Annotated in this window: 26 protein-coding genes; 11 read left to right on the plus strand and 15 right to left on the minus strand. The window is 56.8% G+C overall.

Annotated elements, in window-relative coordinates; all coding sequences use genetic code 11:
* The 9 genes from AAAC48_RS00100 to AAAC48_RS00140 all read right to left on the minus strand — a co-directional run.
* On the minus strand, positions 1–465 hold a 465-nt coding region (locus AAAC48_RS00100), incomplete at its 3' end, for a sugar ABC transporter permease (protein WP_340652233.1).
* Between the two features lie 125 nt (positions 466–590).
* Positions 591–1,862: a sugar ABC transporter substrate-binding protein gene (locus AAAC48_RS00105; RefSeq protein WP_340652234.1), complete on the minus strand. Its 1,272-nt coding sequence runs from the start codon at positions 1,860–1,862 to the stop codon at positions 591–593.
* 39 nt (positions 1,863–1,901) lie between these two features.
* A complete protein-coding gene (locus AAAC48_RS00110) occupies positions 1,902–3,089 on the minus strand; it encodes a PLP-dependent transferase (protein ID WP_340652212.1) in 1,188 nt (395 codons plus the stop codon).
* Positions 3,086–3,826, minus strand: coding sequence for a FadR/GntR family transcriptional regulator (locus tag AAAC48_RS00115; protein WP_340652235.1), 741 nt, complete (start codon positions 3,824–3,826; stop codon positions 3,086–3,088). Before AAAC48_RS00115 ends, AAAC48_RS00110 begins: the two co-directional genes overlap by 4 nt.
* Before the next feature lie 349 nt (positions 3,827–4,175).
* On the minus strand, positions 4,176–5,645 hold the full coding sequence (locus AAAC48_RS00120; protein WP_340652213.1) for a M81 family metallopeptidase: 1,470 nt from the start codon (positions 5,643–5,645) through the stop codon (positions 4,176–4,178).
* A gap of 22 nt (positions 5,646–5,667) precedes the next feature.
* The gene (locus AAAC48_RS00125; RefSeq protein WP_340652236.1) at positions 5,668–6,036 is read right to left on the minus strand and encodes a RidA family protein; all 369 of its coding nucleotides are present in this window, start codon (positions 6,034–6,036) and stop codon (positions 5,668–5,670) included.
* Positions 6,037–6,056: 20 nt separating this feature from the next.
* Positions 6,057–6,881, minus strand: coding sequence for a carbohydrate ABC transporter permease (locus AAAC48_RS00130; protein WP_340652214.1), 825 nt, complete (start codon positions 6,879–6,881; stop codon positions 6,057–6,059).
* Complete coding sequence (locus tag AAAC48_RS00135) at positions 6,878–7,747, minus strand: sugar ABC transporter permease (protein ID WP_340652215.1); 870 nt, start codon at positions 7,745–7,747, stop codon at positions 6,878–6,880. The genes AAAC48_RS00130 and AAAC48_RS00135 overlap by 4 nt, the downstream gene beginning before the upstream one ends.
* An 87-nt stretch (positions 7,748–7,834) precedes the next feature.
* Complete coding sequence (locus tag AAAC48_RS00140; protein WP_340652216.1) at positions 7,835–9,064, minus strand: sugar ABC transporter substrate-binding protein; 1,230 nt, start codon at positions 9,062–9,064, stop codon at positions 7,835–7,837.
* Between the two features lie 242 nt (positions 9,065–9,306).
* Between AAAC48_RS00140 and AAAC48_RS00145 the strand changes: the two genes are divergently transcribed.
* The 11 genes from AAAC48_RS00145 to AAAC48_RS00195 all read left to right on the plus strand — a co-directional run bounded on the left by AAAC48_RS00145 (position 9,307) and on the right by AAAC48_RS00195 (position 18,906).
* Positions 9,307–10,098 (plus strand): SDR family oxidoreductase, encoded by a 792-nt coding sequence (locus tag AAAC48_RS00145; protein WP_340652217.1) that lies wholly within the window; start codon positions 9,307–9,309, stop codon positions 10,096–10,098.
* A 1-nt stretch (position 10,099) separates the two neighbouring features.
* Entirely contained in the window at positions 10,100–11,167 is a 1,068-nt protein-coding gene (gene ugpC / locus AAAC48_RS00150) for a sn-glycerol-3-phosphate ABC transporter ATP-binding protein UgpC (protein WP_340652218.1), read from the plus strand.
* A gap of 7 nt (positions 11,168–11,174) precedes the next feature.
* Entirely contained in the window at positions 11,175–12,053 is an 879-nt protein-coding gene (locus tag AAAC48_RS00155) for a MurR/RpiR family transcriptional regulator (protein WP_340652219.1), read from the plus strand.
* Between the two features lie 3 nt (positions 12,054–12,056).
* Positions 12,057–13,115, plus strand: coding sequence for a D-TA family PLP-dependent enzyme (locus AAAC48_RS00160; RefSeq protein ID WP_340652220.1), 1,059 nt, complete (start codon positions 12,057–12,059; stop codon positions 13,113–13,115).
* A gap of 480 nt (positions 13,116–13,595) precedes the next feature.
* Entirely contained in the window at positions 13,596–14,354 is a 759-nt protein-coding gene (locus AAAC48_RS00165; RefSeq protein WP_340652221.1) for a GntR family transcriptional regulator, read from the plus strand.
* 40 nt (positions 14,355–14,394) lie between these two features.
* A complete protein-coding gene (gene kduI, locus AAAC48_RS00170) occupies positions 14,395–15,231 on the plus strand; it encodes a 5-dehydro-4-deoxy-D-glucuronate isomerase (protein ID WP_340652222.1) in 837 nt (278 codons plus the stop codon).
* Positions 15,228–15,983 (plus strand): 2-dehydro-3-deoxy-D-gluconate 5-dehydrogenase KduD, encoded by a 756-nt coding sequence (gene kduD, locus AAAC48_RS00175; protein WP_340652223.1) that lies wholly within the window; start codon positions 15,228–15,230, stop codon positions 15,981–15,983. Before kduI ends, kduD begins: the two co-directional genes overlap by 4 nt.
* Positions 15,984–15,995: 12 nt before the next feature.
* A complete protein-coding gene (locus tag AAAC48_RS00180) occupies positions 15,996–16,679 on the plus strand; it encodes an amino acid ABC transporter permease (RefSeq protein ID WP_340652224.1) in 684 nt (227 codons plus the stop codon).
* An 11-nt stretch (positions 16,680–16,690) separates the two neighbouring features.
* Entirely contained in the window at positions 16,691–17,344 is a 654-nt protein-coding gene (locus AAAC48_RS00185; RefSeq protein WP_340652225.1) for an amino acid ABC transporter permease, read from the plus strand.
* The gene (locus AAAC48_RS00190; protein ID WP_340652226.1) at positions 17,328–18,056 is read left to right on the plus strand and encodes an amino acid ABC transporter ATP-binding protein; all 729 of its coding nucleotides are present in this window, start codon (positions 17,328–17,330) and stop codon (positions 18,054–18,056) included. The genes AAAC48_RS00185 and AAAC48_RS00190 overlap by 17 nt, the downstream gene beginning before the upstream one ends.
* Before the next feature lie 61 nt (positions 18,057–18,117).
* Positions 18,118–18,906 (plus strand): transporter substrate-binding domain-containing protein, encoded by a 789-nt coding sequence (locus tag AAAC48_RS00195; RefSeq protein WP_340652227.1) that lies wholly within the window; start codon positions 18,118–18,120, stop codon positions 18,904–18,906.
* A 60-nt stretch (positions 18,907–18,966) separates the two neighbouring features.
* On the opposite strand, the gene repC is transcribed toward AAAC48_RS00195, so the two are convergent.
* The 6 genes from repC to AAAC48_RS00225 form a co-directional block, all read right to left on the minus strand.
* A complete protein-coding gene (gene repC / locus AAAC48_RS00200; RefSeq protein WP_340652228.1) occupies positions 18,967–20,277 on the minus strand; it encodes a plasmid replication protein RepC in 1,311 nt (436 codons plus the stop codon).
* Positions 20,278–20,478: 201 nt separating this feature from the next.
* Complete coding sequence (repB, locus tag AAAC48_RS00205) at positions 20,479–21,558, minus strand: plasmid partitioning protein RepB (RefSeq protein ID WP_340652229.1); 1,080 nt, start codon at positions 21,556–21,558, stop codon at positions 20,479–20,481.
* 10 nt (positions 21,559–21,568) lie between these two features.
* Positions 21,569–22,846 (minus strand): plasmid partitioning protein RepA, encoded by a 1,278-nt coding sequence (gene repA / locus AAAC48_RS00210; protein ID WP_340652237.1) that lies wholly within the window; start codon positions 22,844–22,846, stop codon positions 21,569–21,571.
* 1,702 nt (positions 22,847–24,548) lie between these two features.
* Entirely contained in the window at positions 24,549–24,938 is a 390-nt protein-coding gene (gene cyoD, locus AAAC48_RS00215; protein ID WP_340652230.1) for a cytochrome o ubiquinol oxidase subunit IV, read from the minus strand.
* Positions 24,935–25,558: a cytochrome o ubiquinol oxidase subunit III gene (gene cyoC, locus AAAC48_RS00220; RefSeq protein ID WP_340652231.1), complete on the minus strand. Its 624-nt coding sequence runs from the start codon at positions 25,556–25,558 to the stop codon at positions 24,935–24,937. Before cyoC ends, cyoD begins: the two co-directional genes overlap by 4 nt.
* Positions 25,555–26,180, minus strand: a 626-nt coding sequence (locus AAAC48_RS00225) for a cbb3-type cytochrome c oxidase subunit I (protein ID WP_340652232.1), incomplete at its 5' end; no start/stop codon positions are given. The genes cyoC and AAAC48_RS00225, both read right to left, overlap by 4 nt.

Here is a 26,180-nt window from a genome sequence, read left to right on the forward strand (position 1 = left end):
AAGCGCATAAAGCCAATGCGGCAAAGGACCGACGATCGGGTTGAACAGCCACGCCCAGGTCAGGCCCGAAAGGAAGGATGGCACGGCCCATGGCAGAAAGACGATCGCCTGAACGATTTTCTTGCCGGCAAAATCCCGGTCGAGCAGCAGCGCCAGGCCAAGGCCGAGAAAGAACTGCAGAACCAGACTGGCAACTGTCCACCACAGGGTGTTCATCAACGCCTCGCCCAGAACCTTGTCGTGCAGCATGGCCTGGTATTGTGCAAGACCGACATATTCAGATTTGAAGGCCGAGAATTTGCGGAAGGAATAGCTGACGCCGAAGATCAACGGCACCACCAGAACCAGCATGAGCAGGACGAGTGCCGGGCTTAGATAGAGCCATGGTTCAAATGCGGTGGAGAACCGGCGTTTGCCGCCTTCCCTTCCGCTTTTCTGCGGCAGACCTGCCACTGTCGATTGCATCACCATGTTTTTCGGCCCCTCATTTGCCAAAACCTTCCCTGACTTTCGCCACCCGGTTGATGGGTTGGTGAAAGCAAACGGGAAATGCTCCGGCGCTAGGCACCGGAGCATCGTCGCAAGTCACATTACTTCTTGTTCTTGACCATCCAGGCCTGCTGCTGTTCGGTAAGGAACGCAGCCCATTCGTCGGCGACCGCCTTGGGCGTCTTCTGTCCGAGCAGCACTTCCTGGAAATTCTTGACCGATACGGAGTCATAGAAGTTGCCGAGATTTTCCAGATGGGTCGGCGGTGTGACGAACTCGAATGTCTTCGGATCACTCAGTTCCTGGAACCAACCCTTGAAGCTTTCGGAACCGAAATACGGATCCTTGTCAGCGCCGTTGTGGATCGGCAGCACGCCAACACTCTTGGCAAACTCGATATTGTCTTGCGGCGAGAGCAATGTACCTATCAGCTTCCAGGCATCGTCCTTGACCTTGGAATTGGCGAACATCGCCCAACCGGCATAGCCGAGCGTCGGATACGACTTGCCGTTCGGTCCCGTCGGCAGTGGTGCAACGCCGAAATCTTCCGGCTTCATCTTCTCAGCAATGCCGATCAGCGCGTCCGGGTCCTGGTCGAGCATGGCACAGGTGCCGGAATAGAAACCGGTGACGACCTCGTTGAAGCCCCAGCTGACGCTGTCTTTAGGTGCATAGCCATTCTTGTAGATGTCGGCCAGCATCTGCAGTCCCTTGACGGCGCCCGGCTCATTCAGTGTAGCCGTGCCGTCCGCATTGAAGTATCCGCCCTTACCATTGGCGATGTTCATGAACATCTGCACGCCATTGAAGCCGCCGGGCCCGCCACGCAGGCAATAGCCATACTTGCCCTGGATCGCCGAGATCTTCTTGTTGGCTTCCATGAACTCGTCAAGCGTCTTCGGCGCTTCCTTGAGACCAGCTTCCGCGAAGAGCTTCTTGTTCCAGAACATTGCGCGGACATAATAGCCATAGGGGATCATGTACTGCTTGTTGTCGACGACGGAACCGAACTGCTTGGCGCGATCACCAAGTGTCCCGGCATCCTTCCATTTGGCCATGTAGGGTCCGAGATCCTCGAGCTGGCCATTATTGGCATAAAGGCCCATCCAGCGTTCCGGCATCTCGACGATGTCGGGCGTATCGCCCGCCTGCACCATGGTCAGAAACTTTTCGAAGGCCTGCCCCCAGGGCAGCGAGACCAGCTCGACCTTGACGCCGGGGTTGGCCTGTTCGAAACCAGCGATCTGCTTCTTCAGCAGTTCGGTGCGCGGCGGGCTGGAGATTACCTCCACCATCTTGATCGTCGTGTCGGCGAAGGCCGCCGATACGGTCATGGACAGGGCAGCGATCGCACCTGCCAGAAATGTTCCCATTCGTTTTTGCATTATTATCTAGCTCCCATTTTAAAACGTTCAGCGTTTTGCTTTTGTCAGTGCATTGGTGAGGTCCGCCCAAAGCTCCTCTACACTTTCGAGTCCCACATGAAGGCGGATGGTTCGCGGGCTAACACCGAAGCGCCCGATCGAATTGGCATCGGGCGTCTGCTGCAACGAGGCAAGCGCCGGTACGACGAGGCTTTCGTGACCGCCCCAGCTGACGCCGATGCGGAATATCCTGAGCGCATCGATGAAGGTCGGCACGTCGATGTCCTCGGTTACCTCGAAGGAAAACAGGCCTGAATAGCCGGACAAAGTCGCCTTGCCCGGATGATTGGAATAGGCGGGATGCATGATCCGTTCGACGCTGTCATGCGCCTTCAGCCGCTCGGCAATGGTCAGCCCGCTCCTCATGTGATGCGGCAAGCGTAGCGTTAGCGTCCGCAGACCACGCAAGAGCAGCCAGGCCTCGAAGGGCGATAGTTTCGCACCAAGATACGAATAGGTGCGGCCATTGATCCGGTCGATCATCTCTTTCGAGCCGGCAACCACGCCAGCCACTGTATCGCTGTGACCGCCGAGATATTTCGAGGCCGAATGCATGACGAGATCGATTCCGTGCGCGATCGGCTTCTGGAACAGCGGCGTCGCCCAGGAATTGTCGATCGTGCTCACCACGCCATGCTGCTTGGCGAGGCGTGCATAATGGGCGATGTCCTGCAGCTCGAACATCATCGAGCTCGGGCTTTCGAGGTAGAGCAGCTTCGCGCCAGGGAGGGCTGCAGCCACAGCGTCCGGATCGGAACCATCGACATAATCGACCTTGATGCCGAGATGCGGCAACAGCCGCTCGAACAGCCGGTAGGCATCGCCATAGCAATTGCGCACAGCGACGATGCGGTCTCCAGCGCCGACAAAGGCGAGCACCATCGCACTGATGGCGCCCATGCCGCTTGAGAACGCGCGTGCCGCCTGCGCACCCTCAAGCGCGGCGATCTTGCTTTCGAACTCCATCACGGTCGGGTTATCGCCGCGCGAATACATCGGCTGACGCTTGCGTCCGGCAAAGGCGTCAGCCATCTCCGCATAATTTGCAAAAGTGAAGAGCGATGTCTGGTAGATCGGCGGGACCACCGAGCCGCCGGGGAACGGCTCGTCATGGGCGAGCAGTGTTGCTGCTTGCGCCATCATGTCCTGATCGTGGAAATAGGGGTTGTCGCTCATGCTTGGCTCTTCTTATTCTGCTTTTTCAGGTTTTCGGCACCGCGCTTGAGGTCATCCTCGACGGTGGCAATCAGTTTCAATGCTTCGGCCCTCGCCCCGGCCGGATCACGGGCGGCGATGGCGTTGAACAGGGTACGGTGGTACGGAAAACTGGCGTGACCAAAATCCCGCACGCCAAGCGGATGCTCCCAGAACCGGTGGAACATCTCGTACATGGCGGCGATTATCTGCTCGAACAATGGGTTGCCGGAGGTGCGGAACACCGCAAGGTGAAAGTCCCAGTCCTCGTCGGCGGACATGCCATGACGGGCATGGAAGGCCTCTTCCATCTTGATCAGCTTCTGCTCGATGAAGGTGATGTCTTCATCGCTTGCTCGCTCGGCGCAAAGAACCGCTGCTTCGGCCTCGAGGCCCCGACGGATTTCCAGCGTGTGCATCAGGCTGTTGAAGTCGTTGCCGGAGGGCAGTGTCAGCGGCAGGTGCAGCATGTTGCGCGTTACGGCCGCCTTCAGATATGTGCCGCTGCCTTGGCGCCGCTCGACAAGGCCAAGCTCCTGCCAGCGCGTCAGCGCCTCGCGCACGGTCGTTCGGCTCACTTTCAGATGTTCGGCAAGGACGCGCTCAGTCGGTAGACGGTCTCCCGGCTTCAAGCCCTCTCCCGTCACGAAATCCACCAGCGCATGCAACACAGCGTCGTCACGCGATGGTGTGTGTACTGGGGAAAGGATCGGGCTGATCACGAAACGCTTCACCTAATTGGTTGGACCATTGTGCCAATTCAGCACGAATGGAAGCGCGAGTCAATTCAGGTTTTGGCAGGTCCATCACTGCGTGGTTCGACGGGGCTCAGGATGAGGGAGGTGGATTGATTGCAGGAAAATGGAATGCCGCAAATGGCACTCGTTGGGTAGCCGAGGCCTCCCAAGCGGAACGGACGGGGGGTGTAAAAAGTCGCCAGACGGGCGGTCTTCAGATCGCATACTTATCTACAAGACGCGCTTCGGCGACCGCCCGTCTTCCCGCGATCTCAATGGCCAGACGCAAAAGCGGGCGTGGCACGGGATAGGCACACCGGCTCTTTGACAATCAGAACGGCATTTCCACCCTTGGCCAGATCTCGCGTGAAAGCTTGCGATAGTCGGTCTTCTTCGGGTTGGATGGATAGGGCGCACCCGCATCGATATAGATGATCTGCGCCGCGACCGGTTCGAAGCCGGCATGGAAATGGTTCGTTGACTTGACCAGCAGAATGTCCTTCGACTGTGGATCAATGCCGAGGTTGGAGAAGATATCCGGCTCGAAAGCTTGTGTGCGGTTGGTATTGAGGATCACCTCTATATCCGTCCCCGCAAGACGGATGACGGCAGCAGGTCCGAGCGTGACGCGGCTCTTGCCAAAGCTTTGCCAGCCTTCCTCGACAGCCTTTAGAACCTCGACACATGCGTCGATTGGCGCACCCCCATCGGGGCCCGCCTTGCCGCCAAAACGCAGCTGGATAAGTGCGCCCTCACCGGCCGCACGACAGAACGTGACTGCGATTGGATCCCAGATAGTCGCCACGGCGACATTACCGATACCGCGTTCGATGATACGCCTCAGGATGAGTGTGCCATCTCCCGCGACGCCGCCGCCGGGATTGTCCCATACGTCCGCAACAACGACCGGCTTGCCCGGTTTCGTTGCGGCGAGTGCAACGGTTGCGTCCAGCCCCGTCTCGGTGTCGAACATCGGCATCGCGGTCGTGCCCCGCATCGCGAACAGTTCCATGCCAAGCTTTTCCGCCAGCCGCGCACCCTTTTCAGCATTATTATCGGTAACGACCATGATTTGCGTTCCGAGTTCCGGGACATCGCCCGCCATGAAGCCATGGATAAGCGAAACAGAGAGGATACCGTCCTGGCCTTGCAGCGCCTTCAGACGGTCGACATAGGAGCGCATCGGCTCGCGGCTTGTCGGATAGACGCCGATCATGCGGCAATCGAACGTTGAAATTACCGGCTTGATTTCACCGCGGAGACCTCGCAGGGCGAGGTCGACCACATGCTCGCCGCGCTCGTAGAAATCTGTATGCGGGAACTCGAGAAAAGCAGCGAGAATGTTGGCGTTCTCCACCCGTTTGCGGGTGAGATGGCTATGCGGATCGAGTTCCGACGCCACGAGCACATCCGGACCGACAATGGCACGAACCCGCTCGAGCAGATCACCCTCGCAATCGTCATAACCCTGCGCCACCATGGCGCCGTGCAGGCCAAGAACGACACCATGGACCGGCATTGCCGCCCGCAACTGTCCAAGGATTTCGTCGCGCAGGCCCTCGTAGGCCTGGCGTTGCAGCAATCCGCCCGGCTCTGCCCACGTGGCTGTGCCTTCAATCAGTTCGAAGCCTTCAGCTATTGCCCGGCGCCGCAGCACGACCATCGGTGCCGAACACAGTGTCGGCGTCTCGGGATGCTCGCCCGGACCCGCATAGAACGCCATTTCAAAGCTGGCGCGGTCTGTCGGCACGGGGGAGAAGGTGTTGGTTTCTGTCGCGAGCGAGGCGGTAAAAATGCGCATGGTATGCCTGTTTGTCGGTTTATCAGAGGGGTTTGTAGGCGATGGCTTCGATCTCGATCTTGATGTCGATCATCAGGCGCGATTCAATCGTCGTTCGGGCCGGTGGATTTTGCGGGAAATAGGTAGCATAGATCTTGTTGTAGGCTGCGAATTCGCGCGCATCTTCGAGAATGACGAAAGTCTTCACCACATCGGAAAGCTCCGCACCTGCCAAGGCAAGCGCGGCCTTGATGTTCTCCATCACCTGTTTCGTCTGCGCCTCGATGCCGCCGATAATGACGGTCCCGTCAGCGCCGACCGGCACCTGTCCGGAGATATAGATGAAATCGCCGGCACGCACTGCCGGTGACAGCGGCACATGCGACGATCCGAAGTGTTGCTTGGTCATGATGGGAAATCCCTGTTTCGTGATTATTTGACGGCGCCGATGGAAAGACCACGGACCAGGTAACGTTGCAACCAGGCGAAAAGAAAGGCAACGGGAACCGAAGCCACGAACGCCGCGGCCATGACATAGTGCCAGTCGACCGTATAGCGGCCCGCTACCAGTGAGAAGACCCGGATCGGCAGAGTGTAACTGCCCTCCGTACGCAGCATCGTCAATGCGATGACGAATTCGTTCCAGGCGTTGATGAATGTAAAGATGGCAGTGACCACCATGGCCGGGACAGCCAATGGCAGGAACACGGCGACGAGCGTACGCCAGCGGCTGGCGCCTTCCATCCATGCGGCTTCTTCGAGATCGCGTGGAATTGTGGAGAAATAGCTTTGCAGCATCCATACGCAAAAGGCGATGTTGAATGCGGTGTAGATAACCACCAGCACGTTCAGGCTATCGATCATGCCGGCGCCGGCAACCAGCCGGAACAGGCCAATGACAAGCACGATCGGCGACAGCATTTGCGAAATCAGCAGGAACTGGCGGAAGGCATCGCGCCCAGCAAACTGATAGCGGCTAAGCGCATAGGCTGCTGGAATCGAGACAAGAATCGTCAGTGCGGTCGACAGGCTTGAAACGTAGAGCGAATTGGCGAGCGCCTCGGCTATTCCCGATGTCCGCCACATCTCAGGAAAGTTCTGCCAGTGCAGTTCCGATGGCCACCAGTCCGGGTTGAGCACCTCCGTGGCGGATTTCAGCGAGGTGATCGTCATCACCGCATAGGGAAACAGGATCACCACGACAATCGGCGATAGAAAAAGCCAGAACAGAATCGAGCGTTTCAGTTTCTTGTTCATGCCTTTTCCTCGCGCATGGCCAGCCGCACATAGATGATCGTGAAGACCAGAAGGATGGCGAACATGATCAGCGATACGGCGGCCGCCTCGCCGAGCCTGCCGATCCGGAATCCGACCTTGTAGAGATAGGTGACCAGAATGTCGGTTGAATTGGCCGGTCCGCCCTGCGTCGTTGCCCAGATGATCGGGAACGAATTGAAAACGTAAATAGTGTTCAGCACGAAGGCGATGTTGATGAAAGGCCTCAGCAGCGGCAGGGTGATCAACCGAAACTGGTCCCAGCTCCCTGCACCTTCAGTCGCCGCTGCCTCGTAAAGATCATCCGGCACGGAGGAGAGGCCGCCAAGGAAGATCGTCACGGTGAATGGGACCGAGACGAGGATACCGATGAGAACCTGCATCGGGAATGCGGTCGACGCTTCGGCCAGCCACTGGATATTGGTGTTGATGAGGCCAAGGTCGCGCAGGGCCGAGTTGAGCATGCCACTTTCGCCGTTAAGGGCCCAGCGCCAGACGATGGCGGTCATTGTCAGGGAGATCGCCCAGGGCAACATGATCAAGATACGTGCAATGCCGCGGCCGTAGAAATCCTCATTGAGGATGAGTGCGATCGGAACCGAAACGATCAGCGTTCCGAGCACGACCGCTGCGGTCCAGACAAGCGTTCTCCACGTGGCGGCAATGAAATCGGGATCGGCGAACAAGACGCGGAAGTGCTCAAGGCCGATGAAATCGCGCAGCATGCCGAAGCGGTTCACATCATGCAGCGACAACGACACGATTTCCTTGAGCGGCCAAAGGATGATGGCGGCGGCAAGCAGGAAACTCGGCAGAATCAGAAAATATGGGGCTGTGGCCCGTTGCATCGGCGTCAAATTCCTTGACTGATCGCTTGGCGGGTTGCGAGGAATGAACCGGGAGGATGGCCAAAAGCCATCCTCCCCGTTTCCGGGTTACTTCAGTGTGGCGTTGATCTTCTCGGCTGCCTCTTTCAGTGTTGCTTCGGGCTCACCCTGCCCCAGATAGATTTTCTGGAGGGCATTGGAGGTCGTCTGCGCGATGTCCTCCCAGCCCGGAATAACCGGCGCAAAGCGTGCATTGGGCAGCAAAGAGGTGAAGATCTTCAGATCGACGTTGTCCGCAAAGTAGGGATCCTTGGACTCTTCCACGTTGACAGGAAGAAAACCTTCGACCTTGTCGAATTTGGTGCGCTGTTCGGTGGTGAAGAGGAAATCCAGGAACTTCCAGGCAGCTTCCTTGTTCTTGGAGTTCTCGAACAGCACAATGGAGTCGGTAACGCCATAGGTGCCCTTGTCACCGTTCGGACCAGCTGGGATGGGCGCGACGCCATATTTGAGATTCGGCGCTTCGTTCTTGATCTGGTTGGACAGGAATGGCGCGGTGATAACCGTCGCAACCTTGCCCCGCTTGAACAGGTTCTGCACGTCTTCGCGCGCATAGGAGGTAACGCCCGGCTGGGTGAGCCCTTCATCTATGAAGCTCTTGTAAAGCTTTGCCGTATCGATGGCTGCTTGTGAATCGAGCCCCGATTTGCCGTCCTTGACGATCTCGCCGCCATTCGACCACATGCCATAATAGAAATAGACGTCGGTCTCGATTTCCTTGCCCTGGAGCCCGAAACCATAAGTCTCACCGCCAAGCTTCTTGATCTTTTCCGCGTCAGTCTTGAATTCGGCCCACGTTGCCGGCGGCGCATCGATGCCTGCCTTGGCAAATATGTCCTTGTTGTAATACATGGCGCGGGCTGACGCCGCGATCGGCAGCCCATAGACCTTGCCGTTCATGACGGATGGCGAAAGGAATGTCTCAATGAACCGGGCCTTGAAGTCGGGCTTGATGTTTTCGTCCAAAGGCGCGACGATACCCGCCTTGACATAGTCGAGCAGCCAGCGCGTGCCGATAATCGAAAGATCCGCATTGGCGCCGGCGGAAATATCGGTGGTCAGCTTCTGCTGAAGATTCTCCCACGGCACCACTTCGATCTGGATCTTCGTGTCGGGATTGGCAGCCTCGAAAGCCTTGGCGGCCTCTTCGAAATAGGGACCGGTCCCCTTGCTGTATTCGGCAATGGTGACGCGCACGGTGCTCTCAGCAAAGGCACTCGTGCTGAAGGCAACAAGACTTGCCCCCGCGAGAAGGCATAATTTCTGTTTGATCGTCATCTTTAATCCCCTTGTTCTGGTTGCCTTGGCAACCTTTTTCGGCGCTGTCCGGGAATTGCTCCAACATTTTCCCGAACGCGACTTTAATTGACTCGACCATATTCAAATGTAATTTAATTTCATGCAAGTCAGTATTTAGTCCTGGATGAAGATTTTTATGTTGCTTTTTTTCATTTCTAGCCATTAGCTGGGCAACAAGCGGGCTTGAACCGCACGTCAGGGAACATCAGACAGGCCCGCTCATGACCTCTTCAAGTTTCAAAGATTTTTCCGGTCTCAAGGACAAGCATGTCCTCATTACCGGTGCTGGCGGTGGGATTGGCCAGGCACTTGTCGCGGCGTTCACAGCAGCCGGCGCGATTGTCTCCGGCGCCGATCAGCAACTCCTTGCTATGGAGCAGTTACCCCTCGAACATCGGCTTGTCTTCGATCTTACCAACAAGGGGGAAACGTCTAAGGTTGTCGGCGATTTCATCAAAGGCCACGGCGCACCAGACGCATTAATTAACAATGCGGGTTTCACGCGAGGTGAAACCCTTGATCAGGTGGATAGTGAGGTCTGGGAGCGCGAGATTGCGATCAATCTCAACGGCGCGTTCCATGTGACAGCGCCGATCATTGACGCGATGAGCGCGCGCGGCAGCGGCAATGTTGTGTTCATCTCCTCGGTCAATGGCCTCAGTCATTTCGGCAATCCCGCCTATTCTGCGGCCAAGGCCGGGCTGATTTCCTACGTGAAGGCACTCGCGGTCGAACGCGGGCACTACGGCATCCGCGCCAATGCGATCTGCCCGGGATCGGTACGGACTCCAGCTTGGGATCACCGTCTGCAAAAGCAGCCAGAGCTCCTGGCAAAAGTATTGCCGCATTACCCGCTGGGGCGCATGGTGACACCCGAGGAGGTGGCCAATGCCGCTCTTTTCCTGGCCTCGCCAGCTGCATCTGGCATTACCGGTACGGCACTCGCGGTCGACGCTGGACTGACGGCCGGAAATCTGCGTTTCATCAATGACGTTCTTGCTGGGGGAAATTGAGATGGCGGGATTGCAGATCAAACAACTCGTCAAATCCTATGGCGCGATGAACGTGCTCCATGGCATCGACCTTGACGTACGCGACGGTGAATTTCTCGTTCTCATCGGTCCGTCGGGCTGCGGTAAATCCACGCTGTTGCGGATGATTGCCGGTCTTGACGACATTTCGTCGGGCGAACTGTGGATCGGCGACCGCCTGTCAAACGGTCTGGCACCACAGCAGCGCAATATCTCCATGGTGTTCCAGAGCTATGCGCTGTTTCCACACATGACCACGCGCAAGAATATCGGCTTTGGTCCGAAAATACGCCGGGAAGCCAACGGGGTAATAGACGCGAAAGTCAACAAGGCGGCAGAGACGCTCAATCTCCATGACTATCTCGATCGATTGCCGCGCCAGCTTTCGGGAGGGCAGCGCCAGCGCGTTGCAATGGGCCGGACGATCGTACGCGAACCCGACCTGTTCCTATTTGACGAGCCGCTTTCAAACCTCGACGCCAAGTTGCGCGTCCAGATGCGGACGGAACTTAAGGCGCTGCACCAGCAATTGAAAACCACGATGGTCTATGTCACCCATGATCAGATCGAAGCGATGACCATGGCGGACCGGATCGTCGTCATGAATGGCGGACGCATCGAACAATCTGGTTCGCCACTCGAACTTTACGACAGGCCGGCCAACAAGTTCGTTGCCGGATTTCTCGGATCGCCAGCCATGAATTTTATCCCCGGTACGCTGGAACGTGGCGATGACAAGCCGCGGGTGCGGACTGCAGACGGCTTAGCTATACCTGTCGGCGACACAAATGCTTTATCCGGGCAGGAGATCGAAATCGGCATTCGCCCCGAACATTTCCGGCTTGCCGGTAACGATGAGGGTAGCCCTTATCGGGTCGCCGTTGTCGAACCCACTGGCTCGGAAACGCATATCTTTGGCACGATCGCCGGCGTCGGCGTGCGTTGTGTCTTTCGCGACCGCGTCGATCCTGAACCGGGTAGTCAAATGATGCTGGCGATCGATCCGGCAAAAGTGCATGTCTTTGACCGCAAAACAGGAACACGGATCTGAACCGAACATGGCATCGCCCCATTTCGACATCGTCGCCCGCTTGCGGGAAATAGCCGATAACGGCCAGCGATCCGACCAACGGGTTGCGGCGGCGATCCTGTCAGATGCCGATTTTGCCACCCATGCATCAATCGAGCGGCTCGCGGAGAAAGCTGGAGTGAGCGAGCCTACAATCACCCGTTTCTGCCGGACGCTTGGTTTCGAGGGGACCCGCGAATTCAAGGTGAAGCTGGCGCAATCACTGGCAGTAGCCGGGCGTTTTATAATCGCAGGACCGGCGCCGGAGAACCGGACCGGCGTCCCTGCGACTATCGCCAATAGCGCCATCGATGCCATCGAAACGGTCAGCAAACTAATTGACCGCAATGATCTCGAGCGTGCGGCAGGAATCGTCGCGCAAGCCGGCATGGTTCGGGCATACGGTTCAGGCGGCGCTTCATCAATGGCTGCGACCGAACTTGAGAACCGATTGTTCCGGCTCGGCGTTCTGGCGTCCTCGCATATCGACGGCGAGATGCAGCAAATGACAGCGGCAATCAGCAACAAGGATACAGTCATCGTTGCCTATTCGCTTTCGGGCGAGGTCAAACCTCTGATCGAAGCAGTGACGATCGCGGGTCGATATGGGGCAAAGACAATTGCCTTTACCGCACCGAACTCCTCCCTCGCATCCGCTGCGCAGCTCGTACTCCCGTTCCATATAGACGAGGGCACCAATGTCTACCGGCCCTCGCCCGCCCGCTATGCCTTGCTCGCTTTGACCGATATGCTTGCGATGACCATTGCCGAGAAAATTGGCGCGCCTGCGGTGGAGCGCATGCGCCGCATCAAGAACCTTCAGGGCATGCACAAGAGCGATGCGCCCAACCTTCCGCTTGGAGATTAGAGAGTGAAACTTTCCGAAATCGAAACGCCGGCCGTTCTAATCGATGTCGATCGGGTCGAAGCCAATTTGCAGCGCTTCCAGGCCTACGCCGATAGCCATCAACTTGCTGTACGTCCGCACATCAAGACGCACAAATTGCCGCGTTTTGCCAAGCGGCAAGTGGAGCTTGGCGCGGTGGGCATCACCTGCCAGAAGCTCGGCGAGGCGGAAGTCATGGCCGATGCAGGCATCACCGATATCTTCCTCCCGTACAACATCGTTGGAAAACCCAAGCTTGACCGGCTTGTCGCGCTGAACGAGCGCGTCAAAATTGCTGTCACGGCGGATAGCGAAGTGACCATCCGGGGTCTTGCGGAGACATTCAACGGCACGAGGAAGCCGCTTAACGTTCTCGTCGAGTGCGACACCGGTATGGGCCGTTGCGGCGTGCAGACGCCTGATGAAGCAGCAGAGCTGGCGAAGCTGATCGATGCATCCGAAGGACTCCGCTTCGCCGGCTTCATGACGTTTCCCAAAACCAGCACAATAAAGCAAACGGAAGCCTTCTTGGCCGATGCCAAGCAAAAGGCGCTCGCAGCCGGTCTTGATCCACGCGTAATTTCCAACGGCGGCTCACCAGACATGTGGCGAGCACACGAAGTAACGAGTGCCACTGAACATCGTCCTGGCACCTACATCTATATGGACCGCTTTCAAGTGTCCAAAGGGGTCGGCACATGGGATGACTGTGCCCTGACGGTGCTCGCCACGGTTGTCAGCCGACCAACGGACAACCGCGCAGTCATCGACGCCGGTTCAAAGGCACTCACAAGCGATACGCTGGGTCTTGAGGGATTTGGGCGCATCACAGACTATCCGGATGCGGCCATTGTGTCGCTCAATGAAGAACATGGAGTGCTTGACCTCAGCGCCTGCAAGACGAAACCGCAAATTGGCGATCGCCTCCGCATCATTCCCAATCATTGCTGTGTGGTCACAAACCTCTTCGATGAAGTCGTTCTGATCTCCGGTGATCGGATTGTGGAGATTACACCAGTCGCTGCGCGCGGACGCGTCGATTAGACTGGTGTCAAATCGATACCTGCGCCTCGGCTCCAGATCGGCTCCCTGCGTAGAATGTCGCTCTGATACCATCCTCGATCATAGAGATTGAAATGCTCGACGCTCAGAGAGGCACCAGGTGTGACAAGATCGAACCGATCCATTGCTGAGGGTCCGGCACTGCCAAGGAACCGTTGGTCATTCTCATCTTGCCTGAAGATGCAAACAAATCGCCCACCCTTCTGGCGAGCGATATCCCGTTGTCGTTCTATCGCCGAGAACACACAATCTGCTGACTTGCACGGGGCGTGGTGCGCACTAACGCTCGCAGCGGCCGGTCATCATCATGTGCAGAGGATCAGCAAACTTGCCAAAACTAAAATATTAGAATATTTATATTTCAAATCGGTCAAGGGAGGCGGGGTTGCGTCAAAACGGACATTTTGAGGCCAGCAGGATCGCTCGCCTAGCATCCGGGGCAACTGGCGGGACGCTATGTTGATGGGCGATCGCGAAACTGGTGACGACGAAAAGAAACGCGACCGCGCGCATCCTCTTTCTGGACTGCAAGCCGCGTATGTTCAGCAGCGCGCCGCAACGCCGCGGGCAGCTACCCATATCTACAAAGTACTGCTTGAGGACATCATTTCGCTTCGCCGAAAACCGATGGAACCAATTCTGGAGAAGGAAATTGCTGCCGATTTTGGAGTCAGCCGCACTCCTGTCCATCAGGCAGTCCTGCGGCTTGCGGATGACGGACTCATTGACATTTTCCCACAGTCCGGGACCTTCGTGGCCCGCATTCCCCGCCGGACACTCTACGAGGCAATCCTCATTCGAAAATCTCTGGAAGAAACCACTGTCAAGCTCGCCGCCGAACAGGCCGAGCTAGCCGATATTATCAATCTCGAAGGGACGATAACCGACCTGGCGGCGGCGGAAGCCGCATCGGACAACGAGCGTTTTCATTTGGCGGACAACAATTTCCATTTTCATATCAATCGCATCGCAGGCTTTCCGGGTATCTGGGATGTGATCCAGCAGGTCAAGATGCAGATCGACCGCTACCGGCGTCTGACCTTGCCACTTCGCGGCCGCCTGACACGAGTCATCATCGAGCACGAAGCAATCCTCGATGGGATTCGCAGGCACGATGCGGTGCAAGCCGCAGAAGCTATGGGCTTTCACCTCGGCCAGATGCTGAAAGAAGTGAAGGATACGCCCAACATGAACCCTAATTACTTTATCGATGACAAGTAACAAATCAATTAGTCGGCAAACAAGCGTGGACAGTGCGAAAATGAAGGTTGAAGTCAGACAGGTTTCCCACCCCGAGGCGGTACGGGCGTACGACACGGAAGGATTGCGTCGTCACTTTCTGATTGAAAACATTTTCGAAACTGACGAGATTGTCCTGACGTACAGCCATATCGACCGGCTGATCATTGGAGGCGCCGTCCCCGCCACCCAATCGTTGACGCTGACGGCCCCAACTGCGGTCGGTCAAGAATTCTTCCTGGCTCAGCGCGAGCTTGGTGTCATCAACATTGGTGGCAGTGGCCGGGTTTTGCTAGACGGTTCTGTTCATGAACTCGACAATCGGGACTGCCTCTACATTGGTAGGGGGATCGTCGACGTCGTATTCGAAAGTGTCGATGCCACTCGCCCGGCTAAATTTTATCTTCTGTCGACACCCGCCCACGCTACTTACGAAAGCATGCTCATCAAACCAGAGCAGGCGAACCAGCTTAAGCTTGGCAAACAGTTGACAGCCAACAAGCGAACAATTTTCCAATATGTTCACCCGGATGTGTGCGACAGTTGCCAACTGGTCATGGGCCTGACCCAGCTAGAGCCCGGCAACATGTGGAACACTATGCCATGCCACACGCATGATCGAAGATCGGAAGCCTATCTCTATTTCGATCTCGCTGACGACCAGCGCGTGTTCCACATGATGGGTGAGCCTGCTGAAACGCGGCACCTCGTCGTCGCGAACGAGCAGGCAATCCTGTCGCCCGGCTGGTCGATCCATTCCGGCGTCGGGACGGCTAACTATGCTTTCATTTGGGCAATGGGCGGCGACAACAAAAGCTTCACTGACATGGATCACATTCCGATGAGTGCCCTGCGATGAGCAATCCGTTTGATTTGTCTGGCAGGGTCGCTGTCATCACCGGCGCCAATACCGGTATCGGCCAGGGGATAGCTCATGCCCTGGCACAGGCCGGAGCGTCGATTGTAGCGGTTGGCCGGTCCTCAATGGATGAAACGCGCCAGCTCGTCGAGAAGGCAAAAGTTCCCTTTGTCGAAATCAAAGCAGACCTTGGAACAATCGCTCCCGTTTCCACGATTATCGAAGAAACCGCTAAGTCTTTGGGCAGACTTGATATTCTCGTCAATAACGCCGGCATTATCCGACGCAACGACGCGATTGATTTTACGGAAGAAGATTGGGACGTGGTGATGGATACCAACCTCAAATCGGCCTTCTTCTTGTCCCAAGCTGCCGCTCGCCACATGATCGAAAACCGAAGCGGCAAGATCATCAATATCGCCTCGCTGCTTTCATTCCAAGGCGGCATTCGCATACCTTCCTATACTGCATCGAAGAGCGGTCTGGCCGGAATCACCCGGCTTCTCGCATGTGAATGGGCTGGCAGGGGCATCAACGTGAATGCGATTGCTCCCGGCTACTTCGTCACCAATAATACGACAGCTTTGCGCGAAGATCAGGAGCGCAGCGCGCAGATACTTGCGCGTATCCCTGCTGGCCGGTGGGGAGAGCCATCCGATATAGGCGGGGCGGCCGTTTTCCTCGCGTCGCACGCATCGGACTATGTCCATGGCACTGTGCTGCCCGTCGATGGCGGCTGGCTGGCGCGCTAGGGGGCCGCGGGCATGCACTATGAGTTTGATTTCGGCGCTCTTATCTCCTACTGGCCAAGCTTCCTGCAAGGCGCCCTAACGACGATCGAGATGACGCTCGTTGCGGTCGCCATTGGCCTCGTGATAGGCGTCCTGTGCGCAATCGCACGTCGCAGCAGCCTTCCCTGGTTGCAGTTTCTCGTCAGTACCTACATCGAAATCGTGCGCAATACGCCGTTTATCGTTCAAATCTTCTTCATTTTCTTCGGGCTTTCGTCCGTTGGCGTCACGATGCCGGTCTTCTTCGCTTCTGTTTTCGCGATGGTCATCAATGTCGGTGCCTATACTGCTGAGATCGTCCGCGCGGGCATGGAGGCCGTGCACCCGAGCCAGATTGAGGCTGCGGAAGCACTTGGCCTTTCCATCTTCCAGATCTACCGGGACATCATCATCATGCCGGCAATCGAGCGCGTATATCCGGCCCTGACCAGCCAGTTCATCCTGATGATGTTGTCGACCTCCATTACATCGCAAATCTCGGCGGAAGAGCTGACAGGCATTGCTAACAACATACAGTCCTACACGTTCCGCTCGTTCGAAACCTATATTGTCATCGCGATCCTTTATCTGATGATTACCTACCTGCTCCGTCTTGGGTTTCATCTCGTTGCCCTCGGAATTTTCCCGCGCCGCCGCCGGCTCGGCACCCCGCTGTGAGGGCCGAAATCATGACCAACGGGTTTACTGCCAATCATCTCGTCTATCTGCTTAACGGATTATTCTGGACAGTCCTCTTGTCTGCTTTAGCGTTTGCTTTAGGGGGAGCCGCGGGCTTCTTCGTCATGCTTGCACGTACGTCGACCATGCGTTGGCTGAGGCGGCTATCATTGCTCTACGTTCAGTTCATCCAGGGCACGCCGCTGCTCATCCTGATGTTCGTAATTTACTTCGGTCTGGGAGTAATCGGCATCGAGGTTCCTCCGCTTGCGGCGGCAGGGATCGGCATGATGATTTACTCCAGCGCTTACTTGGGTGAAATCTGGCGCGGCTGCGTCGAATCCGTACCACGCACGCAGTACGAGGCAGCCGAATGTCTTGCCCTTACCCGCTGGCAAGCGCTCACTGACGTGATCCTGCCGCAGGCCGTGCGCATCGCAACTCCACCCACGGTGGGATTCATGGTGCAGCTTATCAAAAACACCTCGCTTGCATCTGTTGTCGGTTTTGTCGAGTTAACCCGTGCTGCACAAGTCATCAACAATTCGCTTTTCCAGCCATTTCTCGTCTTCGGGATCGCAGCAGCCTTCTATTTTTGCGTCTGCTATCCGCTTTCGCTTTTGAGTCGCTCACTTGAGAGGAAACTGAATGTCGGCCGTCGTTAAACTCACCGGAGTGATCAAGCGTTTTGGAACCGTCGAGGTTCTCAAAGGCGTGTCATTCGACGTGGCAGCCGGGGAAGTGGTGGCACTGATCGGGCAGTCAGGATCCGGCAAGAGCACAGCACTCCGCTGCATCAATCGGCTCGAAACGATCCAGGGCGGGTCGATCGAAGTCTGCGGCCACCGTGTGGAAGCGCCCAACCTCAATATCCGCGCGTTGCGCCAAGACGTTGGTATGGTGTTCCAGAGTTATAATCTGTTTCCGCACATGAATGTTGCAGAGAACATCATGCTGGCCCTTCGCCGCGTCAAGAATGCATCGCGCAGTGAAGCCATGGAAACAGCGAGGGCCGTTCTCGCAAAAGTCGGTCTTCTGCAGAAAATCGACGCATATCCCGAACAGTTGTCCGGCGGCCAGCAGCAGCGTGTGGCTATAGCCCGCTCGCTCGCTATGCAGCCGAAGGTAATGCTTTTCGACGAAGTGACATCTGCTCTCGATCCTCAGCTTACAGGAGAAGTCCTCCGCGTCATGGAGGGCCTTGCCAAGGGTGGCATGACCATGATCGTCGTGACCCATGAAATGGCCTTTGCCGGCAAGGTTGCAAACCGCGTCGTCTACATGAACACCGGCAGGGTCTGGGAGGTCGGCACGGGTGACATGCTTGGCAAGCCGCAGACTCAAGAGCTGAAGGAATTTCTGGCCAACGGCCTATGACCTATCCGGCATTCGAGCCGAGACAATAATACCAATCCAAATCAATAATGGGAGAGAGACAATGAAGACGTTGATGAAATTTGCAGTTGCGGCAAGCGCGATCATATTGGTTCTGGGTTCTGCAGCCCATGCAGACGTTCTTGAAAACATCAAGAAGTCTGGAAAGGTGCGCATTGCAGTTGCCATGGGAAGTCCGGAATATTCTTTTGTTGACGGCGAGATGAAAGCGACGGGTTCCGATGTTGAGACCGCACGACTGATTGCCAATGATCTCGGAGCGAAGCTTGAGTTAGTCGAGATCACCAATGCTGCCCGTGTTCCAACCGTTCAGACTGGCAAGGCCGATCTCCTCGTATCGGCGCTGGGCATCACCGAGGAGCGTAAGAAAGCGATCGATTATTCGGTTCCTTACGCAACGCTCAGCATTATCGTAGCGGCACCCAAAGAGGTCGACATCAAGAATTATGCAGATCTCGCCGGGAAGCGGATCGGGGTGACTCGCGCTACCACCAATGACATGGACATTACCAAGAATGCCCCAGGTGCCCAGATTGCCCGTTTTGAAGATGATGCTACCCTCATAACAGCTGCCGTCACCGGGCAGGTTGATATCATCTCAAGCCAATCAGCCGTTCTAGGAGGCATCAACGCCAAGCGCACCGCCAAGCCACTTGAGCTAAAATTCACACAGGCCGAGACCAATCTCGGCATTGCAATTCCAAAGGGTGAAAAGCCGCTTCAGGATTGGCTCAATGGCTGGGTGAAGACTAACTTCGCCAATGGCACGCTACGTGACCTCTTCCGCAAATTCCACAATCGCGACCTGCCCGACGACCTGACGTCGCGTTGACCGCAGTGGTATAAGTGCTCACCGGATCGGGTGCTTTGGTACCCGTTCCCAACCCAAAAATCAGACACGGGCTTCTCCCCTGAGAGCTTTGATTACCGGCAGTACCGAATACTGGCCTATCTCTGCTCGGTCTGTCAGCGCTCGCAGGTAACCGCCCGGCGAGCGGATTTCTCCAACACGTTCGAGGATCGCAGCGATCGTAATCGAGGCGTTGATCTCGCCCATGGCTTCGCGCGCTCTTTGCCAAGCGTCGGGCGACACACCCAGCATTGACCGGACCAAGCCGGCCGTTTGCGCAAGGTCACGCCAATCCTCGATACCGTCGCGAGCATAATCCCTCATTTGCGGGCAAGCGCTCAACACCGCCTCCAAGCTGATCGGAACAGATTTCATTTCCAATTTCGGCCCATCGCCATCAGGGGCACTCCTGTGCATCCCGGTTCGTCGTGCTTTCTCCAGGTGCTTGAGCATTTTGCTCAATGCTAGTGCCCTACCAGGTTCGCTGTTGTCAGTTTTCTGCTCAACCATTTGCTTCTGGCCTTTTTCTGAGGCCCTTTCAAATTGGTGGTCTAAATTTGAATTCTGAATATGGTGCTCAAAAATAGAGTCACTGGCGCGCATTTCTACGTCTGACAAGGATTCGAGATAGGCCTTCTCAACCTTGACCCTCAAGCTCGCGAGGGCGTCACAGCGCCTGCGCAACGTCTCCAGCGGCAAATGCCTGCTTACCCGTCCCGAGAGGGCTGCAAGTTCCTCTGCGTAGGTTTCCCAGTCGCCGGGACGCTCTTCGCTCAAACCGGCATCGATCGTCTTCGATATATCCCGCAGGTGAATGGTGATCTCGCTGCGAACGCGATGAATAGCCCGAGCCAGATTGCGCGCATCCACAGCATGAGCCTCAATTTCATCGGCCATCAGAGCCAATGGAGACAAGTCAAAACCAAAGGCGTGGTCGATTTCACCGGTCTCTCCGCGCCTTGCGTAGCGCTTCCCATTGGGACTGTCACGGCGAATGATTAATCCTGCTTCCACAAGCGATGCCAGGTGCCTGCGGATCGTCGCTGGAGACATGCCGCGGGTTCGCATGGAAAGCTCTGCATTAGATGGAAAGACGATCAGCGGCGCGCTGCCGTCGAGCAATGTATCCGGATAAAAGCTCAACAAGGCTTCGAGAACCGCAATTGTGCGGTCTGAAAGGAAGAATGCGGCGCGGGCTTCTGTCAGCGAACGCAAAAGCGCCCACTTTTCCGGATGATTGCTATCCGAATATGCAAGCTTTTCGCGCGCTCGTGCCGTCTTTTCCTGCACCGCAAACATGGCGTGCGATAACGACCGCCCGCCAAATGGCGTCGTTGCAAAACGATCAGTCATGTCTCTCTACCTCGAATTGAGGCAAGCAAAAACCGTTGCCGGAACGTGTCCGACTCTTGACAAGTCTGAGCGGAAGTGATTCTCTCGAATTGCTACATTGAAGAGGGCTTCCGGGGCGGTAACGTTCTGGGGGCCTTTTTTCTTGCCGTGGTTCCTTCTCTTTTCTCGCTTAGTTTAACGCTTACTCAAAACTCAAAGCAGTCAGCTCTCTCGTCCGCCATTGTGGTTCTTGAAGCGGCTCAAGAGCTGATCCAGTTCCGACGCTACAAATTCGGCAAAGCCGTTCGGTGCGTGCACGGTAAAGGTGAGAACAGGTCTTCCCTCGTGCGAATGCAATTCCGCGATGGAACTGATCTCGGCGTCTCTGCTTTGCCGAAAGGAGGTCGGTGCGCTTCGCGCCGGCGCTGCGGCAGGCTCCACCTGTTTCAGCAACCGTTCGAAGACGCGGTTAAAACGTGAATTGCTGTCTGCGGCCTTGAACACATACAGGGCGATTTCGTTCAGCGCTGCCTGTTTTGCAGCTTCGGACTTGAGTAGTTCCGCGAAACGTACCCAGCGTGGACGTCCAATCTTCGGCGCCGGCCCTATAGCACGCACGATCGAAGCCGGAACGGAGGCCGCCACTTGCAGAAACCGTGTCATCTCTGCCTTGTCGAGTGACAACGCATCCTGCACCAGTCCGCGCTCGAAACCGCGCTCAACAAGGTTTCGAGCGAAGAAGGCCCGTTCGATAAATGACAAGTCGCGTCGCTCGGTGTTTTCCTTGCCTTGCGCCAGCACCAGTTGGGCATCCGTCAGGTCGCGAACGATGGCCTGCACCGGTTTGGCCACGCGGACGGCGGCCCGAAGGCGGCGATGACCATAGGCGGTCTGATAGTGCCCGGGCCTATCTGGATGCGGGCGAACCAGGATTGGCACCTGCTGTCCATTGAGCCTGATGCTCTCGACTAGTTCCTCAAAGCTCTCATCAAATCCGGTATCATGGCTGAGCCTGTCCTCAATGAAGGAACTTTCAACCAGCGCCGGATCGATGTCGACAACACGCTCGGCACCTTCCAAACTATCCTTCAGCCTGCGAGCGTCTTCGATTTCCCGCGAGATGCCGCCCAGGGACAAGCCCATAGCCTTTACCGCACCAGAAGCCGCCCGTGGCTTCAGCGGCTCTACCGAACCACCTTGTTGTGCTGGTGTGTGTTCAACTGTCTTTGGGTTAGGTACCGGGATACTTTCTACCGTTCCGAACAGCGCTCTCAATTGGTCCCTACGATTTCTATCTGTCATCGTCGCGCCCTCACACCTGCCTGTTCCAAGCCCTGAAAATCAGGCCCTGGATTTCTGCGTTCACGGATGTCAGAGATTCGATCGCACGGTCATAGGTGGCGCGGGTGAAGCTGTCACGGGATACCTCGTAAAGCGTCTGCTTGGTCAGGCCAGCGTCGGAGAAAGCAGTCGATTTGACGACGGATGAGGTTAGAACACGATCGCCAAACAAGGAACGCAGGAAACCGGCGATCTGTTGCTGCGGCGCATCATTGGGTTCAAAGCGGGTGATCAAGTAGCGCATAAAGTCGAAATTGAGTTCACCGCCCGCTTCGCGCACTACCGCAAGCAGATCCGCCGTCATGAACAGAAATTGGCTCATCGACGCGACGTCCAGCATTTGTGGATGGACAGTGACCAGCACCGACGTCGCGGCACACAAGGCTGACAGCGTCAGGAAACCGAGCTGCGGCGGACAGTCGATGACAACGACGTCATAGTCATCCGCAACAGTATCCAAGGCGGCCTGAACGCGCGCAAAGAACAATTGCTGTTCAATGCTTTGCTGCGTGCCATGCTGGCGGTCGGCCAGCATTTGCGGCGTTGTATGTTCGAATTCCTGCAATTCCAGATTGCCCGGAATAAGATCGAGTCCATCGAAATAAGTCTTGCAGATAATATCTCGCAGAGGGCGACGCTCGCCATCATAGCGGATTGCCCCATAGAGCGTGTCATTGCCCGTCAGGTCCAGTTCTGGCTGATAACCGAACAGAGCCGACATCGATGCTTGCGGGTCGAGATCAACCGCAAGAACCCGGAAGCCCGCCATGGCAAGATGCTGTGCGAGATGTGCACTGGTGGTCGTCTTGCCCGAACCGCCCTTGAAATTGGTAACCGCTATTACCTGCATATGCTCATTGGCGGCGGGGTCGCGATGTGGCAGGTAGGTCTTCGCCTTGGCGCCCCCAGCTTCCGCTAGATGGCGGCGCAACGCATTGATCTCAGCAAGAGTGTATAGCCGACGTCCTCCACTTCCGGTTTCCGGCTGCGGCCCCTCGCCGGCGATCGAAAGCTGGCGCAAATAACCGTCAGAGACGCCGATTAGCTTTGCAGCTTCTCCGCTGGTGAATTTGCGCAGGGCTTTTTGCGCGGTTGGCGGGAACAGACGGTTGCGCATCGCCTGCAATTGCGCTGAAAGCATCTCTGCATCGGCTGCAATCGCCCGGTCGGCCGATGGAGCGGCAACAGACAGAGGTGGCGCGCCCGGCAATTGCACGCCATCCTGTTTATTTGTCTGCACTGCATTCATGATGGTCACGTGTTGATCCTGCGCCTGTTGAGATATTACCGGCGTAAGAAAAACAATGCGCCGATTCGATAGAAAAACCAAAGGGGTAACGCTGGACAGAAATTTAACGCCGTGTTGCGGTACTAACACCGCAAAATCAGTGTAACGCTTATTTCACTCGATACCCCTAGAAACCGTAACCAAACTGGGGAAAGAACCGAGTCGCGTCAAGAACTTTATGGTTAACGCAAATTAACCATAGGGCCGAGTTTTACGAAACAAATCTGCCAATTTGGTGAGGCACTTAACGCATGGCCTAAAATGCCCATAAGCGGAGCTATCAGGCAGTTAACGCGTATCCACCTGATTGAAGTCCGGATATTTGCGTCCGGCAAGTGGCCGCCGCGTTATTTATCCACAGCAAACCAAGCACTGAAGGTCGCCGGTAATTTTGGTCGGCCTTTGTATTTCAGTGTTCGGCGTTCATGATGAAAACACAGCCAGCTGATCGCCCCGGACGCGCCACAATGAGACGGGAGCCCTGCTCCCCAATGACAGTATCTGCCAGTACGTCGGCGTGGACTTCAATCAGGCAATATAAAGTCGGGCCACAGAGTTGCGGCTGAAAGCCTGGAATGAGGTAGCGGAACTACCGAATTGCTGCCGACCTGTGGAATGATGGTAATTAGAACTGCATCGCTATCCGGACTAGCTGCCGCACAGGCAACTATCTGTCATTCGAGACGACAACTGTCGCTCCACCTCCACGCAGCCCTACACGGACGGTACTGGCGGAAAATAAAATCGGCAGCGAGATCGCTGCGCCCTTCAATGACTCCGGTGAACTCGGCGAAGCCGTGCGCCTCAGGATCGGCTCCCGCATGACAGCATCGTACTGCATTTTTGTCTCATCGGGGCTGGCGTCGGCCGGCCAGAGAAATGCGTTCCGCCAGCGACGGTGACGCTGAGTCTCCACTGACACGGGGCCTTGCAGAACAGCATGCCGATGTAGGCGGGGCGCTAAAATCGGCGGCTAGACGCGTGGACGCCATCTACCAGATGCCGTACCTTTCGCACGCCCCCATGGAGCTCATCAACTCCACAGTGCATATGCAACAAGATTCTTGCGATGTCTGGGTCGCAACGCAAGTGATATCGCGGGCGCCTAGGCGTCCGTTCCAAACGGAAGTTCGGGGACACATGCTGTTCTTGTCGCTAGATATATTGGGCCCTCGGGCTTGATACGACGCGGCTGAAATCCCACTTTGCGCTTGCGCCTGTTGCGAGCGCTAACGCGGCAACTGTTGAGAACGCCAACGCCGTATTAGTACTCCAGTTGTAAATGACCTCGTTTTCCGTGTGGGCGAACATTGCCTGACTAGCCCGGCTGGGTTTGAGCCGTCACTGACTCCGGATGACGCCGTTGTCTCGGGAAGCCAATTAGGTCCCGGTTATGGCCTTCGAACGCCCGGATAGTCGAGGGGGTCCGTTTCCCGCCTGTGTGTCGCCTCTGGCGAGGCAGACCATCAAAGGATGCGAAGGCCGGTGAGCAGGCTGCCGTCCGCCGTGAACTGCGAGCCGTGCAGAAGCCCGATCTCTGGCTTACCAGAAACGCAGCGTTCCGCTATTTCTCATGCTGCGCCAGGACGCTTCAGAGGCACAGGTCTTGCAAAGAACTTGTCCATCGCGTCGACGCTCTTGCCTTCGCATTTTTGCGCCAGGATCAGTACTTCATTTGCATGTCCATCAGCTCGGCCGGTGGCATCATGCTGCCGTTCAAGTTGGCCATGATGACCAGCGAACCCGCTACGACCAGCGTCACGATCAGCACACCAAAGGCAAGCGCCAGAACATTGTTGGTGTTATCCGGCCCGGTCGTGATGTGCAGGAAGAACACGACGTGGACTCCCATCTGAGCGATGGCAAGAACGGCAAGGCCAAGCGGGATACCCGGCGCCCAGAGCAGTGATGTGTTGGTGACCCAGAAGGCTGTGGCCGTAAGGATCACTGCAAGAAGCAGCCCGATCGTATAGACGAACACGCCGGAGGAAATTGTCTCTTGCTCGTCGATCGACCGGTCGCCGGGGGCGCGATGGTAACTTGCTGTTGTCATGAGGCGACTCCCATCAGATAGACGACTGTGAACAGCCCGACCCAGATGATGTCGAGCGCGTGCCAGAACAGCGAAAAGCACTGCAACCGACGCAGCACCGGGGCGCGAAAGCCTTTCAATGCAACCTGCGCCATCATCACCACCAGCCAGATCAGCCCAGCGGCGACGTGCAGCCCGTGACAGCCGACGAGCGTGAAGAAGGCCGAGAGAAATGCGCTGCGTTGCGGGCTCGCGCCATGTGCGATCATGTCGGCGAATTCGCGGATCTCGAGAGCGAGGAACGCGGCTCCAAGCGCGAATGTGAGCAAAGCACCCAGATACGTACCCAAGCGCCGGTGCGAATTGACCGCCAGTGTCATCAGTCCGCACGTGTAGCTCGAGGCGAGAAGACAAGCGGTTTCGATGGCGACCCTGACTTGATTGAACAGCTCGGCGCCGTTCGGACCGCCGGCGGTCGAATGCACAAGGACGGCGTAGCTGGCAAACAGCGCCGAGAACATCACAATGTCGCTCAGCAGGAAGATCCAGAACCCGTAGGCAGCGACGATGCGCTTCGGCGCTGGACCCGCTTCGCTTGCGCTCGGCGCTTCGCCAGCGTCAATGGCAACGGTGACATTCATATCGCGACCTCCGCCTCGTGAACCCGTTCGAATTGGGCAAGCTGCGCGGCCGGCACTTCGATCTCATCCTCATCGCGAAAGGCGAAGATGAGTATCGCCAGGAACGTGCCCAATAGTCCCAGCCCGGCCATCCACCAGATGTGCCAGATCAGTGCAAAACCAGCGACGACCGCGAAGAAGGCATTGGCGAACCCGACTGCGGAGTTCCTCGGAATTTCGATCGGCTCATACTGATGCTGTGGCACCGGTTGAGCTTGCTGTGCGCTGGCGCGTTGCTTCCTGACCCAGAACGTGTCCCGCTCGGCTATTTGCGGCAGGACCGCAAAATTCCAGGCCGGCGGCGGCGATGCCGTCGACCATTCCAGGGTACGGCCGTTCCACGGATCGCCGGTCACACGGAGCAGCTCGCGGTCGCGGATCGAGACAACGATCTGCACGATCTGGCAGACAATCCCGCCCAGAATGATGACGGCACCGATTGCCGCAACGACCAGCCATGGCTGCCAAGCCGGATTGTCGTAGTGCTGCATGCGCCGGGTCATGCCCATCAGGCCGAGCACGTAGAGCGGCATGAAGGCGACGTAGAAGCCGATCAGCCAGCACCAGAACGACCACCTGCCCC

It is taken from the genome of Phyllobacterium sp. (assembly GCF_037994405.1).
In the GTDB taxonomy this organism is placed as follows: Bacteria; Pseudomonadota; Alphaproteobacteria; order Rhizobiales; family Rhizobiaceae; genus Phyllobacterium.